Annotated in this window: 17 protein-coding genes and 1 pseudogene; 12 read left to right on the top strand and 6 right to left on the bottom strand. The window is 62.3% G+C overall.

Annotated elements, in window-relative coordinates; translation table 11 throughout:
* Window positions 1–105 (bottom strand): annotated as a pseudogene (locus C9427_RS34750) (pyrimidine 5'-nucleotidase); the annotation flags it as partial.
* Window positions 106–266: 161 nt separating this feature from the next.
* Between C9427_RS34750 and C9427_RS09690 the strand changes: the two are divergent.
* The 3 genes from C9427_RS09690 (at window position 267) to C9427_RS09700 (ending at window position 2,805) form a co-directional block, all read left to right on the top strand.
* Window positions 267–1,028 carry a GGDEF domain-containing protein gene (locus C9427_RS09690; RefSeq protein ID WP_107648968.1) on the top strand — a complete coding sequence of 254 codons (762 nt, stop codon included), beginning with the start codon at window positions 267–269 and terminating at the stop codon, window positions 1,026–1,028.
* Between the two features lie 170 nt (window positions 1,029–1,198).
* On the top strand, window positions 1,199–1,369 hold the full coding sequence (locus C9427_RS34060; RefSeq protein ID WP_165779561.1) for a hypothetical protein: 171 nt from the start codon (window positions 1,199–1,201) through the stop codon (window positions 1,367–1,369).
* Window positions 1,366–2,805, top strand: a complete 1,440-nt coding sequence (locus tag C9427_RS09700; RefSeq protein ID WP_107648971.1) for a GMC oxidoreductase — start codon at window positions 1,366–1,368, stop codon at window positions 2,803–2,805. The genes C9427_RS34060 and C9427_RS09700 overlap by 4 nt, the downstream gene beginning before the upstream one ends.
* Before the next feature lie 123 nt (window positions 2,806–2,928).
* On the opposite strand, the gene phhA is transcribed toward C9427_RS09700, so the two are convergent.
* On the bottom strand, window positions 2,929–3,762 hold the full coding sequence (gene phhA / locus C9427_RS09710; protein ID WP_107648973.1) for a phenylalanine 4-monooxygenase: 834 nt from the start codon (window positions 3,760–3,762) through the stop codon (window positions 2,929–2,931).
* A gap of 139 nt (window positions 3,763–3,901) precedes the next feature.
* Here phhA and C9427_RS09715 point away from each other — a divergent pair, with 139 nt between their 5' ends.
* From C9427_RS09715 to C9427_RS09735, 5 genes are all read left to right on the top strand, one after another.
* A complete protein-coding gene (locus tag C9427_RS09715; protein ID WP_107649228.1) occupies window positions 3,902–4,378 on the top strand; it encodes an Lrp/AsnC family transcriptional regulator in 477 nt (158 codons plus the stop codon).
* Window positions 4,379–4,644: 266 nt separating this feature from the next.
* Complete coding sequence (gene bla, locus C9427_RS09720; protein ID WP_107648974.1) at window positions 4,645–5,604, top strand: subclass B3 metallo-beta-lactamase; 960 nt, start codon at window positions 4,645–4,647, stop codon at window positions 5,602–5,604.
* Between the two features lie 84 nt (window positions 5,605–5,688).
* On the top strand, window positions 5,689–5,949 hold the full coding sequence (locus C9427_RS09725) for a hypothetical protein (protein WP_146172528.1): 261 nt from the start codon (window positions 5,689–5,691) through the stop codon (window positions 5,947–5,949).
* The gene (locus C9427_RS09730; protein ID WP_107648978.1) at window positions 5,946–6,983 is read left to right on the top strand and encodes a DUF1254 domain-containing protein; all 1,038 of its coding nucleotides are present in this window, start codon (window positions 5,946–5,948) and stop codon (window positions 6,981–6,983) included. Before C9427_RS09725 ends, C9427_RS09730 begins: the two co-directional genes overlap by 4 nt.
* Window positions 6,984–7,034: 51 nt before the next feature.
* Window positions 7,035–7,940, top strand: coding sequence for a transporter (locus C9427_RS09735; RefSeq protein ID WP_107648979.1), 906 nt, complete (start codon window positions 7,035–7,037; stop codon window positions 7,938–7,940).
* Between the two features lie 205 nt (window positions 7,941–8,145).
* Here C9427_RS09735 and C9427_RS09740 read toward each other — a convergent pair whose 3' ends face one another.
* The 3 genes from C9427_RS09740 to C9427_RS09750 form a co-directional block, all read right to left on the bottom strand.
* Window positions 8,146–8,349: a recombinase family protein gene (locus C9427_RS09740; RefSeq protein ID WP_245437040.1), complete on the bottom strand. Its 204-nt coding sequence runs from the start codon at window positions 8,347–8,349 to the stop codon at window positions 8,146–8,148.
* A gap of 111 nt (window positions 8,350–8,460) precedes the next feature.
* Window positions 8,461–9,354: an acetylglutamate kinase gene (gene argB / locus C9427_RS09745; RefSeq protein WP_107649229.1), complete on the bottom strand. Its 894-nt coding sequence runs from the start codon at window positions 9,352–9,354 to the stop codon at window positions 8,461–8,463.
* A 158-nt stretch (window positions 9,355–9,512) separates the two neighbouring features.
* Complete coding sequence (locus C9427_RS09750) at window positions 9,513–11,009, bottom strand: amidase (RefSeq protein ID WP_107648981.1); 1,497 nt, start codon at window positions 11,007–11,009, stop codon at window positions 9,513–9,515.
* A 126-nt stretch (window positions 11,010–11,135) separates the two neighbouring features.
* Here C9427_RS09750 and C9427_RS09755 point away from each other — a divergent pair, with 126 nt between their 5' ends.
* The 4 genes from C9427_RS09755 to msrB all read left to right on the top strand — a co-directional run bounded on the left by C9427_RS09755 (window position 11,136) and on the right by msrB (window position 13,878).
* Window positions 11,136–11,675 carry a sigma-70 family RNA polymerase sigma factor gene (locus C9427_RS09755; protein WP_107648983.1) on the top strand — a complete coding sequence of 180 codons (540 nt, stop codon included), beginning with the start codon at window positions 11,136–11,138 and terminating at the stop codon, window positions 11,673–11,675.
* A complete protein-coding gene (locus tag C9427_RS09760; protein ID WP_107648985.1) occupies window positions 11,672–12,388 on the top strand; it encodes an anti-sigma factor in 717 nt (238 codons plus the stop codon). The genes C9427_RS09755 and C9427_RS09760 overlap by 4 nt, the downstream gene beginning before the upstream one ends.
* Window positions 12,389–12,602: 214 nt before the next feature.
* Window positions 12,603–13,160, top strand: coding sequence for a fasciclin domain-containing protein (locus C9427_RS09765; protein WP_107648986.1), 558 nt, complete (start codon window positions 12,603–12,605; stop codon window positions 13,158–13,160).
* 214 nt (window positions 13,161–13,374) lie between these two features.
* Window positions 13,375–13,878 (top strand): peptide-methionine (R)-S-oxide reductase MsrB, encoded by a 504-nt coding sequence (msrB, locus tag C9427_RS09770; protein ID WP_107649230.1) that lies wholly within the window; start codon window positions 13,375–13,377, stop codon window positions 13,876–13,878.
* Between the two features lie 125 nt (window positions 13,879–14,003).
* Here the strand turns inward: msrB and C9427_RS09775 are convergent, their stop codons facing one another.
* Window positions 14,004–15,539 (bottom strand): DHA2 family efflux MFS transporter permease subunit, encoded by a 1,536-nt coding sequence (locus tag C9427_RS09775; protein WP_245437052.1) that lies wholly within the window; start codon window positions 15,537–15,539, stop codon window positions 14,004–14,006.
* Window positions 15,540–15,674 lie beyond the last annotated feature (135 nt).

Below are 15,674 nucleotides of genomic sequence, written 5' to 3' on the forward strand. Positions count from 1 at the left end.
GATCTGCGAGAACAGATTCGAATGATGCGGATAGAGTGTGTTGTCGAGGTCAAACACCCAGTCGGTGACATGGGCAAAACGGGCGGGTTCGGGGAGCGTGGTCATGCGATCCTTATGGCACGAAACGATCCCTTTGGCAGAGGCTTTATCCACAACTTATGCGCGTCTCGGGTGGTGAAAGTGGCATCACGATTCAAATTTTAGGTATCGCCGAAAGATGGCGTTCAGGGCTTGCTGGCACAGAGACGGTCCAGTGGGAGCTAGCGATGAGTCGCATATTTCTGAAGTCCGCCGCCGTCGCTTTCGCCTCCCTCGCGGCCTCGCTCCTGCTGACGTTGATCGTCGTTCCGGCCATGGGCTTCCCAATCAACCGCACCATCTGGCTGACATCCACGGTCTGTCCACTGGCTCTCGCCTGGGTCGCCGGCGCCTACACGTTCTGGCAAGGCGAGAGGCTGAAAAGCGCTCACCGCGATCTCGCCCGCGCCCATGCCCAGCTCGCCGCCGCGCACCGGCGCCTCTCGGAGAAGGCGAGCCGCGACGACATGACCGGCATGCTCAACCGCGAGAGCTTCTTTGCCGCGCTCGACGGCTCGCGGCGCAAATCCGATCGCGGTGCATTGCTGATCATCGATGCCGATCACTTCAAGAAGATCAACGATAGCTTCGGTCACCTGACCGGCGATGACGCGCTGCTTCTGATTGCCGCCGCCATCGAACGTGGCGTGCGCAGCGGCGACGTGCTCGGCCGCATCGGCGGCGAGGAATTCGCCGTGTTCCTGGCCGGCGCCACCGACCAGGAAGCCAAACGCGTCGCCGAGCGCATCCGCCGTGAGGTCGAGCTGATCCGCTTCCGGCCGGTTGACGAGCGAGTCGTACCCCTCACCGTCAGCATCGGCGGCACCCTGTGCGGCGAGGATGCCGCCGTGTCGGAACTGATGCGCGCCGCCGATCAGTGCCTCTATGAGGCCAAGCACCGCGGCCGCAATCTGACGATCCTCGACAACGACATTTCCGAGGCCGCCTGAGCAATTCCGGCTGTTAGCACAATCCTAACCCTGTTCGAATTCATGCCGCCCGTTCACACGCCTGAAGCAGGTTTCCAGCTAGGTTTGGCATGGATTTGGCTTCCCCTGGCGAGCATGTGCCGTTGAGGGAAAGCCATGCGTGGATCGAAGCCCCAATCGAGAGACGTATCATGAGTTTCTTCACCAAAAAAATATCGCGCCGCATGGTCATGCAGGCGCTGATCGCGTTGCCGACCCTGTCGCTGTTCCGCGGACTGCCCAAGGCTGATCGCCCCGATGCCGATCCGGACGCGATCGTCGAGATCAATGGCTGGATCCTGAAGCGGAGCGATCTCGCATGATCTTCGACAGCTACGAGGCCTTCCGCGCGGCCAATTTCACTCCCAAGGTCTGCATCCTGGGCTCCGGGCCGGCCGGCACCACGATCGCCAGGAAGCTTGGCGCCGCCGGCATTCCGGTTGTGGTGCTTGAGGCCGGCTCCCGCGAATTCAGCGATGATTCGCAGGATTTCTACCGTGGCAGCACGGTCGGCGATCCCTATTTCGATCTCGACATCACCCGGCTGCGCTTCCTCGGCGGCAGCTCCAATCACTGGGCCGGCTGGTGCCGGGTGCTCGACAAACAGGATTTCGAGCCGAAGGCCTGGGCGCCCGATACCGGCTGGCCGATCAGCCGCGCTGATATCGAGCCCTATCTGAACGAAGTCCACGACATCCTCGAACTTCCCGACTTCCGGCCGGATGTGTCGATTTCGGACGACATTCGCTGGGTGCAACTGATCAAGAGCCCGGCCGTGCGCTTCGGCGAAAAATTCGCCGACGAACTCGACAAGAGCGAGAACATCGCCGTCGTGCTCAACACCTATGCCACCGAGCTGGCCGGCGACGGCAGACGAGTGACCGGCGCCAGACTGTGGTCGAACGGGCAGGATGCCGGATCCTTCACCGCCGATTATTTCATCGTCTGCACCGGCGGACTGGAGAATTCGCGGCTGCTTTTGTGGTCGAACCAGCGCTCGAACGGTGGCGTCGTGCCGAATGCCGCGGCCCTCGGCCGCTATTGGATGGAGCATCCGACCTTCGAAGGCGGCAATGCCATTCTCGCCGACTACAGCGAGTTCGAGGTCGATGCCACCAACGAGGCCTTCTTCTCGCCGACGCTCGCCGCCATGGAGCGACTGAAGATCATGAATTTCGGCATCCGGCTGATCGAGACGCCCTATGCCGGCATCAAAAGTCTGGTTGCCGACCTCGCTTGCACCGCACCCGACATGGCCGAATGGGTGGCCTATCAGCTCAGCCAGAATTTGCGCTGCGCCGCTCAGCTCTATGTCGCCTGGGAACAGGCGCCGCAAGCGTCGAACCAGATCGAACTGTCGAAAACCGATGTCGACCACGCCGGCGTGCCGCGCATCGAACTGCATTGGAGAAAGTCGGAGATGGAGTACCGCACCCTGCTGGAGGGACTGCGGCTGTTCGGTACGACGCTTGTCGAGAAGAATCTCGGACGTGTGCGTATCGCCGACTGGATCGTCAATGGCGGCGACTATCCGACGAATGAGGAGCTGGCCGGCCACCACCATATGGGCGGCACCCGCATGGGCACCGACGTGACCAAGAGCGTGGTCGATGCCAATTCAAAGGTGCACGGCATGGACAATCTCTATGTCGGCGGCTCCTCGGTGTTCTGCACGTCGGGCGAATGCAACCCGACGACCACGATCACCGCATTGGCCTGCCGGCTGGGCGATCATCTCAGCAAGGTGATCACAGTCTGATGGTTCCGCTCAAATCGTATTGCAGCGACGCCGAGCTGGCCACGATCTTGCGGTTCACGACAGCGGCGCTCGACCTTCAGCGCGAGCAGCTTGCCCGGCTGAAGGCAGAAACCGGCTGAACCGTCAGACGGCTGCCAGGTCGAGCGCCGGCTTGCCCTTGTTACGTCCGACGATGCCGGCCATGTCGGCGGTCTGGAACGCGTCGCGCAAGGCGTCGAAGGACGGCAGCACGAAATAGGCGCGCTGGAATTTGTCGATCTCGTAGCCGGTGCGCATCACCGTTTCCAGATCGAAGGCGACATGGTGCGCATCCCTGCTTTCGACGGCGAATTGCAGTTCGGTGAAGGATGACATCAGTCCGGCGCCGAACGCTTTCAGCGGTTGGCCGGCCTCCTGCATTAGCCCGTACTCGGCCGTATACCAGTAGAGCCGGGTGATCATCTCGTCGCCGCCGAGCGCGATCACGTCCTCGGCCTTCTCGCCATACATCTGCATGAAGTCGGCGAAGACCGGCTGCGTCAGCGCCGGCACATGGCCGAAGAAGTCGTGGAACATGTCCGGCTCGACGATGTAGTCGAGCTCCTGGCGCGTCCGCAGCCAGTTGGTGACCGGGAAGCGGCGGTGGGCGAGGTGGTCGAAAAATGGCGCGGCGGGAATAAGGCCCGGCACGGCGACGATCTCCCAGCCTGTCAGCTTGCGCAGCTTTTCACTGACCGCGCCGAAATCCGGGATCTGGTCGAGAAGACCAAGTTCGGCGACGCCGTCGAGATAGGAATGATGCGCCAGCTTGCGCGTCAGTTTCGTCTGGCGGTCGCACAGCGTGCGCCACACCGCCTGTTCGTCGGTGCTGTAGTCGTACCCCTGCGCCACCGTGAAGTCGGCGCGGCAGACCGAATAGTCGCCGCGCAGCCCTTGCGCGGCACACTCCCTGGCGTAGTCGGCAACGCTCATTGTCATGGCTGTTCTCCTCGCAATCGTGACCAGTGGCCTCCTGCCGAAGACTACGCAAATCCGGCGAGGCAAATCCGCCTTGATGATGGCTAGAACGCGGGATTTGAGGTAAAAACAACCACCAAAGAGCTCTGGGAGAGTGAAGATGCCTCAATTCGATGATTTCGAGATCAAAATGCTCGATATCCTGCAGCGCGACGGTCGCAAGCCGGTATCCGAACTGGCCGAGCAGATCGGCCTGTCGACGACGCCATGTGCCCGCCGTTTCGAGGCCCTGCAAAGCGCCGGCATCATCAAGGGCTTTGCTGCCGTGCTCAGCCGCCGCGCCGTCGGCCTGATGGTGGAAGTGTTCATCCAGGTGCGCCTGGTCAGCCACAGCGACGGTTCGCCCGAAAGCTTCATTGCCGCCGTGCAGCGCATGGACGAGGTCTCGTCATGCTGGACGATGACCGGCGATCACGATTTCCTGCTGCATGTGATGGTGCCGTCGGTCGACGAACTCAACGCCTTCGTCATGCACCGGCTGATGCGGCTCGCCGGCGTGCGCGACGTCCACACGCAGCTTGTGCTGCAGAACATCAAGGGGCCGGGCCATGTGCCGCTGGGGCATCTCAGGAAGTAGAAGGTCCGGTCGAGGGCCGCTGTGCGGCCGAAGATAGAGCCCGCTCGCGCGGAAGCGCGGTTGCCCCGGACACGTCAAAACATTGTCGTTCGCCTCGGTTGGCAGAATGACTTGGTCGCGCCATTTTCGGACATTGACGGCAAAGACTATAGCTCACATCGGCAAGCAATAGACCTCGCCGATTTGGTTCTACAGTGCTATATTCTGGTAGGACATTTAGGTTGACGGCCGGAAAGGCCCCGGTCGAATCGTCTGAGGAGGACGGGATGCTCGCCTCTGCTTTGAAGTTCGGCAGTTTGTTCCTTGCAGGAGCGTTTGCTATCGGCTTTGCGACGCAGGCTTTTTCGCAGACATCGCCGGAAAAAATTCCGACCGAGGAACAGCTCGCCAACGACAACAATCTTTTCCTCAAGCTCGCGAGGAAGGCCCTGAAATGGGAAGAGCCGGAGGAGCCGGTCCAGATCCTCGGGCCGATCTACTTCGTCGGCACCAAGGGGCTCGGCGTGTTCCTGTTCACTACGCCTGAAGGCCACATCCTGATGAACACCGGCATGCCGTCCTCCGGGCCCATGATCGAGGAGTCGATCAAAAAGCTCGGTTTCAAGCCGGAAGACATCAAGGTCATGATCAACGCCCATGCGCATATCGATCACGCAGGCGCTTACGCTTACCTCAAGGAGAAGTACGGGGCCGAGATGGCGGTGATGCGCGAAGATGTCCCGGCGATGGAGAGCGGCGACAAGGGCGACTTCAAATACGCCGACGATTTTCTCTATCCACCGGTCAAGGTCGACCGCATCCTGCGCGACGGGGACACGGTCAGGTTGGGTGATGTATTGCTCACCGCCTACCTGACGCCGGGCCATACGCGCGGGGCCACCACCTGGGTCGCCAACCTCATGGTTGACGGCAAGGCCTATGTCGTGGTGTTCCCCGATGGGTCGGGGTTCAACCCCGGCTACCGGCTGGTGAAGGACCCTTCATATCTTGGCATCGCCGACGACTATCGGCGGACGCATCACATGCTGGAAATGCTCAAGCCCGACATCTGGCTGGCGCAGCACAACGAATATTACGACCTCGCCGGCAAGCGCGAACGGGCCAAGACCGAAGGTGTTGCCGCCTGGATCGATCCGGAAGGGTATCGCCGCTTCGTCGCCGGCAAGAAGCGCGCCTTCGAGAACGAGGTCGACAAGGAACTCGGAGTCGCAAAGGCCGCCAACTGATGGGACCTCGCCGTGGCGGGGTGCCACCCTTCTCAGGGGTTCTTTCGAACAGTGGGCAATGGTGCGAAACCCGGGAGGGGTCTAATGGTCGGGAACAGCTTTCCCGCGCGAGCGCTCAGTTTGGCTGCATCGTGCATCTTTGTCGCTGCCTGCTGCCTTGCGGCGCAGACAGCCTCGGCGCAGGATTCACTTGAGAGCAAAGTATACAAATTCAAGGGCAAAGTCATTGCAGCCCGTGAAGCCGAAATCGCCGCACGCGTCGACGGACGGCTGGCCAAGATCAACTTCACCACGGGGCAGATCGTGAAAAAGAAGTACCAAAACTGCAAGGAGGTCTTGCGATGACGCGGGTGAATACGACTTCGGGTATTGTTGGGTCCATGGCGGTGGTCGTAGCAGCCGGGATGGTCGCATTCGCAGCCCAGGCCGCCGACCCGCCGATGAAAGTCACCGTCGGCAACTTCATCCGCGCCGAGACCGACTTCTACTTCAAGACGCGCGAGTTCGGGAAACTGAACCACAACCGGACCATGGCTGCCATCGACGAGCAGGACGTGGTCCGGATGAACCGCGACACGCTCTACTCCTCGGGTGTCTTCGACCTAGAAGCGGCTCCTGTGACCATAACGCTGCCGGACCCTGGCAAGCGTTTCATGTCGATGCAGGTCATTTCCGAGGATCACTACACCGTCGAAGTCGTCTATGCGCCGGGGAGTCACACCTACACCAAGGACAAGGTGGGCACTCGCTATGTCTTTCTGCTTGTCCGCACGCTTGCCAATCCCGAAGACCCGGCAGACCTGAAGATTGCCAACGCCCTTCAGGATCAAATCAAGGTCGATCAAGCGAGTGTGGGAAAATTCGAAACGCCGGACTGGGATTCCGCATCGCAAGCCAAGGTGCGCGATGCCCTGAATGCGCTCGCCCCCCTGCGCGAAGGTGACAAGGGCGCCATGTTTGGCACTCGAGAGGAGGTCGATCCAGTCGCACATCTCATCGGCACGGCCATCGGGTGGGGCGGCAATCCCGACTACGCTGCTGTCTACAGCAGCTTCTATCCGAAGGGCAACGACGGCAAGACAGTGCACAAACTGACCGTCAAGGACGTGCCGGTGGACGGCTTCTGGTCGATCAGCCTCTACAATGCCAAGGGTTTCTTCGAGAAGAACGACCTCAACGCCTATTCCATCAACAATCTCACGGCGAAGCCGAATCCCGACGGCTCTTTTGCCGTCCAGTTCGGCGGTTGTCGTGATGACACAGCGAATTGCCTTCCGATCATGGAGGGCTGGAATTACACGGCACGCCTCTACCGTCCGCGCAAAGAAATCCTCGACGGCAGTTGGAAGTTTCCGGAAGCTCAGCCGGTTACCGAGTGATGCGCGCAGATCCGCATTGATGAAACCAGTTCTCTGTGGAGGTAGAGTGCGATGAGGGGAAAACTCAGCATCCTGTCAGCGGCGACCCTGCTCTGGGTGTGCGATGACGCGGCGGCCATAGACGACGGGCCGCGCGGCTACCAGCTTGTGCCGGAGGGCACGAATGCGATCACGGTCATCGGTCTCTTTCAGGAAGGCAATCAGTCCTTCGGTCCCGGCACCGCGCTGAGCGGAGCCGACATTGATATCGATATCGGCCTCGTTCAGTACACGCGTTCATTCAACATAGCAGGTAATTTGGGAGCCCTGTTCGTTGTGCTTCCGGCCGGTAAGGTCTCTGGGACCCTGCATACTGCCGTTGGCGATCTCGAAGGTGAGAGTTCCGGCATCGGCGATCTCATCGTGGGTGGAGTTGTGGGCCTGTATGGCTCTCCGGCCCTGCCCAAGGCCGAGTGGGCCGCCTACGACCCCGGACTGTCGATAGGGCTGCTGGGCAAGGTGTATGCGCCGACGGGCGCATTCAGCGGCGACAAGATAATCAATCTCGGCGCGGATCGCTGGGTTGGACAGATCGGCCTGCCGATGAGCTACTATTTCGGAACGTCGATGCTTGATCCGGAGTTGGCAACGCTAGAACTGGCGCCGTCGGTCACGTTCTTCAGCGACAGCGGTGATACCAGCCAGGACCCCATTCTCACACTTGAGGGGCATGTCACCCGCAATCTCGGCAGCCGGTTCTGGGCCTCCCTGGACGGACTCTACGTGTACGGTGGAGAGACATCCACGAACGGCATATCTAATGGCGACACGCAGGAGTCCCTCGCCCTGGGCGGGACGCTTGGAGTGAATGTGACGCCGTCGTTCTCGATGAAGTTCAGCTACGGAGAATTCGTGTATCACAATACCGACGGCTTGGATGGCCGGAGTTTCCGGGTCGTCTCAAACTTTGTTTTCTGACTTGTCGCGCTTCCCCAGCAGGCGAATGTCTGCTCCGAAAATTCGGCCTGAACGCCGGCTTCTGGCGCAAGATGCTCGTTCGTGCTGGTCAGAACGGACGACCGCTCACCACACCCCGTGCGGTCATTCAAGCCAAGTCATTCCAGTGCTTCATGTGCCTCCTGCTGGCGGAATTCGGCAACGATTCTTGAGACGGTTGGCTCGCTCACGTCATATACCTTGCCATTTCGGCGCCAGACTTGCGGCCCGAAATGACGGACTCGGCGATCTCACGCCGCTTTTTGTCATCGAGCTTGCGCCGTCGCCCACCAACGCGACCTTCCAGCCGGGCCTGAGCCAGCCCTGCGCTTGTCCGCTCGCGGATCATGGCACGCTCGAATTCGGCGAAGCTGCCGACCATCTGCATCATCATGCGGCCAGCCGGCGTCCGGCGCGGCAGCGGGCCGCCGCCGCTACGGGGATTTCGCCAAGCGCCTGAGCGCTGAGTCGCCGGCTGACGAAGCCATTCAGCCTGCGCCGCTTATGGCACGATCAGCGTGCCGGCGCCGTGTTCGGTGAAAAGTTCAAGCAGCACCGAATGCGGCGTCTTGCCGTTCAGGATGACGACGCCTTCGACGCCGCGCTCGATCGCCTCGATGCAGGTCTCCACCTTGGGGATCATGCCGCCGGACACCGTGCCGTCCTTGATCAGGGCTTTCGCCTCGGCGACCGTCAATTCGTCGATCAGCTTCTTGTTCTTGTCGAGCACGCCGGGCACGTCGGTGAGGAAGAGCAGGCGTGTCGCCTGGCAGGCGCCGGCGATGGCGCCGGCAAAGGTGTCGGCATTGATGTTGTAGGTATGGCCGTCACGGCCGGGCGCCACCGGCGCCAGCACCGGGATCATTTCGGAACGCGCCAGAAGGTCGAGCAATGTGCGGTCGACCTCGACCGGCTCGCCGACGAAGCCGAGATCGAGCACGCGCTCGATATTGGAGTCCGGATCGATCATGGTCTTGCGCGCCTTTTCGGCGAAAACCATATTGCCATCCTTGCCGCACAGGCCGATCGCCCACTCGCCTTCGGCGTTGATCAGCGCGACGATCTCCTTGTTGATCGAGCCGGCCAGCACCATCTCGACGATCTCGACGGTCTTTTGGTCGGTGACGCGCAGGCCGCCCTCGAACTTCGATTCGATGCCCATCTTGGTCAGCATCGCGCCGATCTGCGGCCCGCCGCCATGCACGACGATCGGGTTGACGCCGGATTGCTTCAACAGCGCGATGTCGCGGGCAAAAGCCTTGCCGAGCTCAATGTCGCCCATGGCGTGGCCGCCATATTTCACCACCACCGTCTTGTTCTCGTAGCGCTGCATATAGGGCAACGCCCGTGAAAGCAGCGCGGCCTGCATTTCGGCGGTGGCGGTGATCTCCGTCATCGGCATGGTTCCCGGCTTACTGGAAAGGACGGCGGCGTCTTAGCGGGAATTGCGGCGGGCCGCAAACGGCTTTGCTGTCACAATGATGAAATCGATTCTATCTTCTTGTTTGACCGTGGTCTTGTCCGAAAACCGGTTCCCACTTTTCGGGACCATGGTCACGCCGGGGCCCTGAGCGGCGCCCGCCGCTTGAGCCACCCCGAAATCTTCTCCATCTGCGCGGCAAGCGACAAAAGCGTCTCCTCGTCCCCGGGCCGGCCGGCGGCTTGGATGCCCAGCGGCAAGCCAGCCTCGGTGACATGGACAGGCAACGCGATCGACGGCTGGCCGCTGACATTCTGGATCGCCGGCCAGTGGGTGAACCACAGACTCTTGTCCATCAACTGGCCAAGCAGCGGCTTGAACCGCAGCAGGCGTGTGAGATGCAGCCGGTCCAGCATGTTCTCGATGAACTCATCGGCGCCCTTCGGGTCCATGGCGCCGCAGGCCAGCGGCGGGCGCGCGATGATGGGCATCAGCACGGCGTCATATTGCGCGGTCTCGCTGATTAGCCTGCGCGATGTGGCGTGCAGCCGCTGCAGGCCGGCATAGATCTCGCCGGCCGAGGCGATTTCGCCGAAGCGGCCGATAACCCGCGTGGCGCGCTCCAGGTCGCCGGAAACGGAGCGACCGAGGCGAGCGCCCTCAAGGCGCATCATGCCGGCCACTGCCGCCGCGACGGTCTTGCAGAAATCCGCCATGAAATCGCGATCGATATAGGGCAGGTCGATCTCCTCGACGGTGTGGCCGCCTTCGCGCGCCAGCGCCACGGCCGTGTCCAGCGCCGTCTGTGTCTCGGCCGATATCGGCAGGCCAAGCGGCGATTTCCGGTAGACGGCGAGCTTGAGCTTGCCGGGGTCTCGCGCTGCCGCGGCGGCAAACGTGCCTTTCGGCGCCGCCGCCGCATAGGGCGACAGCGGATCGGGGCCGTGGGTGAGGTCAAGCAGCAGGGCCGAATCCCGGACCGAGCGGGCCAGCGCGTGGTCGACGACCAGGCCGTACCAGCTTTCGGTGACCAGCGGCGTCAGTGGCACGCGGCCGCGCGCGGTTTTCAAGCCCACCAGCCCGGTGCAGGCTGCTGGAACGCGGATCGAGCCGCCGCCGTCCGAGGCATGCGCCACCGGCACGACGCCGGCCGCGACCAGCGCCGCCGCACCTCCCGACGAGCCGCCGCTGGTGTGCGCCGTGTTCCACGGATTGCGGGTAATGCCGAAAGCGGCCGATTCGGTCATCAGCCTCAGCCCGTGTTCGGGCGAGGTGCTGGTAGCGATAGGGATCAGGCCGGCGGCCAGATGACGGTCGGTCATCACCGAGTTGAAGTCGGCTGTGAAGGCGGGAATGCGGCTGCCTGAATGCGTTGGCACGCCCTTCACGGCGATGCCGAGATCCTTGATCGCAAAAGGCACGCCGGCCAGCGGCAGATTACGGTCGACGGTTTTCGCCCGCGTCCGCGCTGCCTCGTAAAGCGGCTCGGCAATGGCGTTGATATCGGGACGCGTGGCCTCGGCCCGGGCAATGGCTGCATCGACAAGCTCCGGCGCCGAGATCTCTCCCTTGCGCACCAGGCTGGCCAGGCCGGTTGCATCATGCTCCCACAGAGCTCGTTCGACCGACATTCCTGCGTCCCCCGCTATTGGCAAAGCTAGCTTGCGGCAGTCTCCTTGGCAATTGACGTGCAAATGCCGGCGTATGGAAGCGTTCGGCCGTTGCAAATACATTGCAATCTTCTAATTTGGCGGCCGATGACGCCGCAGGACATCACCAAGCTGATTGTCCGGACTTCGATGAAGGACCGGGCCGCGTTCGACCTGCTTTACCGGCAGACGAGCGCGAAACTTTTCGGCGTCTGCCTTCGTGTATTGAATGACCGGGGAGAGGCTGAAGAGGCGCTGCAAGAGGTCTTCGTCAAGATATGGACGAAGGCGGATCGTTTTGCCGTTTCGGATCTGAGCCCGATCTCCTGGCTGGTGGCCATAGCGCGCAATCATGCGATCGATCGCATCAGGGCGCGCCGCAAGCCCGCCGCGGACATCGACGCCGCGCTCGACGTGGCCGATCCGGCGCCGGGACCGGAGGCCATGGTTGTGGCGGGCGGTGAAGCCGAGCGCGTCCATCATTGTCTCGATGAGCTGGAGAAGGACCGGGCGGCGGCCGTCCGGGGCGCCTATTTGAACGGCGAAAGCTATGCCGAACTGGCGGAACGCCATGGCGTACCGTTGAACACGATGCGGACCTGGCTGCGGCGCAGTTTGCTGAAACTGAGAGAATGCCTGGAAAGATGACGCTGGCAGAGGACAACGGACCGGAACGTGGAGGCGACGACCTGCTCGCCGCCGAATACGTTCTTGGCGTTCTGGCGAACGATGAGCGCCAGATTGCGTCCCGTCGCGTCGATACCGAATCCACCTTCGCCCGCCTCGTTGATGTCTGGGAGGTATATTTGTCGCCTCTGGCCACCGCCTATGCTGCGGTCGAGCCTCCAGCTTCCGTCAAGGTGGCGATCGATCGGCGGCTGTTTGCCTCGACGCCAGCCAGGTCCGCCGAACCTCGGACCGGCCTCTGGTCGAGCCTCGGTTTCTGGCGTGGCATTGCCACCGCGGCGTTGGCAGCGCTGGCGATCTATATCGCCGTGCCCTATGTCAGCCTGCCGGTTGAGCAGGAGCGGCTCGTCGCGTCGCTGGCCGCCGACGGCAGCGATGTCAAATATCTCGTCGTCTACGATGCAGCCACGCACGATGTCGGCCTCTCTCACGTTTCGGGCGAGCGCGCCGCCGGCAAGGATTTCGAGCTGTGGATGATCGAGGGCAAGAACGCGCCGGTCTCGATGGGCGTCATCCCGGCCGGTGCAGCCACGCACCTTACAGTGTCGCCGGCCGTGCAGCAGAAGCTGGCGCAAGGCGCCGTGCTTGCGGTGAGCGTCGAGCCGACGGGCGGTTCGCCGACCGGCCAGCCGACCGGACCGGTTGTTGCCGCGGGCGATCTGAAGGGTGTCTGACGGCCCAGCGCCGGACATACCAGGAAAGAAGAGCCGAAATCTATCTCTCGCGAAGGAAAGGCTTGCAAAAAAACTTGGCGGCCGGATAGCGATTGGGCTTAACAATTTTCAGTAAGACAAGATTTTTTCTGAGAGGACGAAACTCTCGTATTTCTGCCCCGTATCTCCTTGCGTTCCCGAAAGAGGCGAACAATAACCCGAGGAGATTGATATAATGCGTAAACTCGCCACCCTTTTGCTCGCCGGTACGATCGCTGTTTCCGCGCTTGCCACCGCTGCCTACGCCGAAAACCCGATGGTTGGCGGCGCCGCCATGTACGCCGACAAGAACATCGTCGAGAATGCCGTCAATTCGAAGGATCACACGACACTGGTCGCGGCCGTCAAGGCCGCCGGCTTGGTCGAGACGCTGCAGGGCGCTGGTCCGTTCACCGTGTTCGCACCGACCAACGAGGCCTTTGCAGCGCTTCCGGCCGGCACGGTCGAAACGCTGCTCAAGCCCGAAAACAAGGACAAGCTCGTCAAGATCCTGACCTGCCATGTCGTTGGTGCCAAAGCCATGTCGGCTGATGTAACCAAGATGGTCCAGGACGATGGCGGCGCGCACAAGGTCAAGACGGCCGGCGGTTGCGAATTGACGCTGAAGGCCGATGGCGGCAAGGTCACCGTGACCGACGAGAACGGCAATGTCGCCAACGTCACCATCGCCGATGTCGAGCAGTCGAATGGCGTCATCCATGTCATCGACAAGGTTCTTCTGCCGAAGATGTAACGAAAGGCCCGCTGCCGGCGAAATATGGCCAAGGCTCCATGCCGACGGCGCGGGTCTGCTCCCGTGACCCGCGCCGTCGACAAGCGTACACTCCGCATCGCTGCTCCAGGCCTGGAGCCGGTGCGGAGTGCCCGCTTCCAGGAGTTGGCCGTCACCGGCTTTTGATTTCCGTGTGACGGTCTAATTTGGCAAAGGGAAATCAGGAGGAATGGTGATGACCCGTCGCGACTTTCTTTGGAGCGGTGCCGCCGGCGTGGCATTGCTGGCGGGAACGGCGGCAATGCTGCGCATGGGCGGACCGCCGGATGCGCGGGCGGCCGAAACTTTCGAGGTCACCAAGACCGAGGCCGAGTGGCGTGCCATCCTGTCCGACGCGGCGTTCAATGTGCTGCGCAAGGAAGGCACCGAATATCCCGGCACCAGCCCGCTGCTCAACGAACACCGCAAGGGCACCTTCGCCTGCGCCGGCTGCGAATTGCCGGTCTATTCCTCGCAGACCAAGTTCGATTCCGGCACCGGCTGGCCGAGCTTCTGGCAGGAAATTCCCAACGCCGTCGGCACGACGCAGGACAGGTCCCTGGGCATGACCCGCACCGAGGTCCATTGCCGGCGCTGCGGCGGCCATCTCGGCCATGTCTTCGACGACGGCCCGCCGCCGACCGGCCTGCGCCATTGCATCAACGGCGTCGCCCTGACCTTCAAGCCGGCCACGGCCTGACGACTAGCTGCAACCTGACTTTGTCAGAGCGCGCGAGAACATCGTGACGGTAGATTTTGCGCATGACCCCGAAAATTGCTTTTCGGGGTCATGCGCGAGGATGCCGGGCGGGGGTCCGGCGCTCCTCAGTGTCCGCCACCGCCGCCGCCACCGGCCGCGGCCGGCTTGCGGATGAACAGGGTGAAGAGCCCGAGCGTGGCGAACAACACCGTGAGCATGAAGAACACGTCCATGAAGGACAGCAGCGACGCCTGCTGCTGGACCATGCCCGACAGTTTGGAGATCGCAGCCTTGGAGGCGTCGAGCCCGGCGGTCTGCTCGAAGGTGAGCGTCATGTTCTGCAGCTTCTCCTGTGCGGCGGCACTGCCCCATTGCACGTGCTCGGAGAGCCTCGCGTAGTGGAAGGCATTGCGGTCGATCAGCACCGTGTTGATGACGGCGAGGCCGACCGCGCCGCCGAGATTGCGGGTCAGGTTGAACAGGCCGGACGCATTCTTCAGCCGCTCGGGCGGCAAGGTGCCCAGCGCGATGTTGTTGATCGGCACCATGCACAGCATCATCGAACAGCCGCGCAGGATCTGCGGGATCAGCAGTTCATGGAAATCCCAGTCGGCGGTGAGATGCGTCATCCACCAGGTTCCCGTGGCGAAGCCGAAGAAGCCGATCATCATCATGATGCGCGGGTCCATCTTGTTCGACAGGATGCCGGAGATCGGCGCGGTGAGGAACATGGCCAGACCGCTGACGAACAGCGCCTCGCCGATCATCATCGAATCGTAGCCGCGGATGCGCCCGAGGAACACGGGGTAGAGATAGGTCAGGCCGTAGAGGCCTATGCCGACGACGAAGGAGAACAGCGAGCCGAAGGCGAAATTGATGTTGCTGAACGCCTTGAGATCGACGATCGGCTCCTCGGCGGTGAAGACGCGCCAGAAGAACAGCACCGCGCCGACGGTCATGATGATGGCGCAGATGAACACCGCCTGGTCCTGCAGCCAGTCATTGTTGGGACCTTCCTCCAGCACATATTCCATGCAGCCCAGGAAGGCCGCCATGCCGGCAAGGCCCCACCAGTCGAATTTGCTGAACAGCTTGAGATTGGGCTTGTCGAAGTCGATCAGCGACCAGGCGGCTGTCGTCACCAGAATGCCGGGCACGACGTTGACCAGGAACAGCCAGTGCCAGGACATGGCGTGGCTGATATAGCCGCCGACGGTCGGGCCGATGGTCGGCGCCAGCGTCGCCACCAGGCCGATCATCGGCGAGACGACGGCGCGGCGCGACGGCGGGAAGATGGTGAAGGCGGCTGCAAAGACGCTCGGGATCATGCCGCCGCCGATGAAGCCCTGCACGGCGCGGTAGACGATCATCTGGTCGATATTGGTGGCGGTCGCGGCCAGCGCGCTGGCCGCCGTGAAGCCCGCCGCCGAAATGGTGAACAGCACGCGCGTCGACAGCATCCGGCTGAGGAAGCCGGACAGCGGGATCATGACCACCTCGGCGATCAGATAGGCCGTCTGCACCCACGGGATCTCGTCGGAACTGGCGCTGAGGCCCGCCTGGATCTCGGCCAGGGAGGCCGAGACGATCTGGATGTCGAGGATGGCCATGAACATGCCGAACACCATCGCCAGGAAGGCGATGACGCGGCGGATCGGCATGTGATCGGTCTGGGCCGGGACGGCCGGCGCCGATCCGGCGGTAATGGTTGCGGTTGCCATGTCATGGCCTCCCTAAGCAATTCCGGGAAAAGTGCGTGGCGGTTTTCCCGTCCGGAATTGCGTCAAAACAAACTT

Source organism: Mesorhizobium helmanticense (assembly GCF_003034915.1).
Lineage (GTDB): Bacteria > Pseudomonadota > Alphaproteobacteria > Rhizobiales > Rhizobiaceae > Mesorhizobium > Mesorhizobium helmanticense.

What these genes read in the sequence shown, in the direction of transcription:
- C9427_RS09750 (WP_107648981.1), bottom strand. Translation starts at nt 11,009, where the DNA reads ATGTCGGTCGAACGAGCTCTGTGGGAGCATGATGCAACCGGCCTGGCC.
- C9427_RS09715 (WP_107649228.1), top strand. Translation starts at nt 3,902, where the DNA reads ATGCCTCAATTCGATGATTTCGAGATCAAAATGCTCGATATCCTGCAG.
- C9427_RS09760 (WP_107648985.1), top strand. Translation starts at nt 11,672, where the DNA reads ATGACGCTGGCAGAGGACAACGGACCGGAACGTGGAGGCGACGACCTG.
- C9427_RS09775 (WP_245437052.1), bottom strand. Translation starts at nt 15,539, where the DNA reads ATGCCGATCCGCCGCGTCATCGCCTTCCTGGCGATGGTGTTCGGCATG.
- C9427_RS09755 (WP_107648983.1), top strand. Translation starts at nt 11,136, where the DNA reads ATGACGCCGCAGGACATCACCAAGCTGATTGTCCGGACTTCGATGAAG.
- bla (WP_107648974.1), top strand. Translation starts at nt 4,645, where the DNA reads ATGCTCGCCTCTGCTTTGAAGTTCGGCAGTTTGTTCCTTGCAGGAGCG.
- C9427_RS09725 (WP_146172528.1), top strand. Translation starts at nt 5,689, where the DNA reads ATGGTCGGGAACAGCTTTCCCGCGCGAGCGCTCAGTTTGGCTGCATCG.
- phhA (WP_107648973.1), bottom strand. Translation starts at nt 3,762, where the DNA reads ATGACAATGAGCGTTGCCGACTACGCCAGGGAGTGTGCCGCGCAAGGG.
- C9427_RS09700 (WP_107648971.1), top strand. Translation starts at nt 1,366, where the DNA reads ATGATCTTCGACAGCTACGAGGCCTTCCGCGCGGCCAATTTCACTCCC.
- C9427_RS09735 (WP_107648979.1), top strand. Translation starts at nt 7,035, where the DNA reads ATGAGGGGAAAACTCAGCATCCTGTCAGCGGCGACCCTGCTCTGGGTG.
- C9427_RS09730 (WP_107648978.1), top strand. Translation starts at nt 5,946, where the DNA reads ATGACGCGGGTGAATACGACTTCGGGTATTGTTGGGTCCATGGCGGTG.
- argB (WP_107649229.1), bottom strand. Translation starts at nt 9,354, where the DNA reads ATGACGGAGATCACCGCCACCGCCGAAATGCAGGCCGCGCTGCTTTCA.
- C9427_RS34060 (WP_165779561.1), top strand. Translation starts at nt 1,199, where the DNA reads ATGAGTTTCTTCACCAAAAAAATATCGCGCCGCATGGTCATGCAGGCG.
- C9427_RS09690 (WP_107648968.1), top strand. Translation starts at nt 267, where the DNA reads ATGAGTCGCATATTTCTGAAGTCCGCCGCCGTCGCTTTCGCCTCCCTC.
- C9427_RS09765 (WP_107648986.1), top strand. Translation starts at nt 12,603, where the DNA reads ATGCGTAAACTCGCCACCCTTTTGCTCGCCGGTACGATCGCTGTTTCC.
- C9427_RS09740 (WP_245437040.1), bottom strand. Translation starts at nt 8,349, where the DNA reads ATGATGCAGATGGTCGGCAGCTTCGCCGAATTCGAGCGTGCCATGATC.
- msrB (WP_107649230.1), top strand. Translation starts at nt 13,375, where the DNA reads ATGACCCGTCGCGACTTTCTTTGGAGCGGTGCCGCCGGCGTGGCATTG.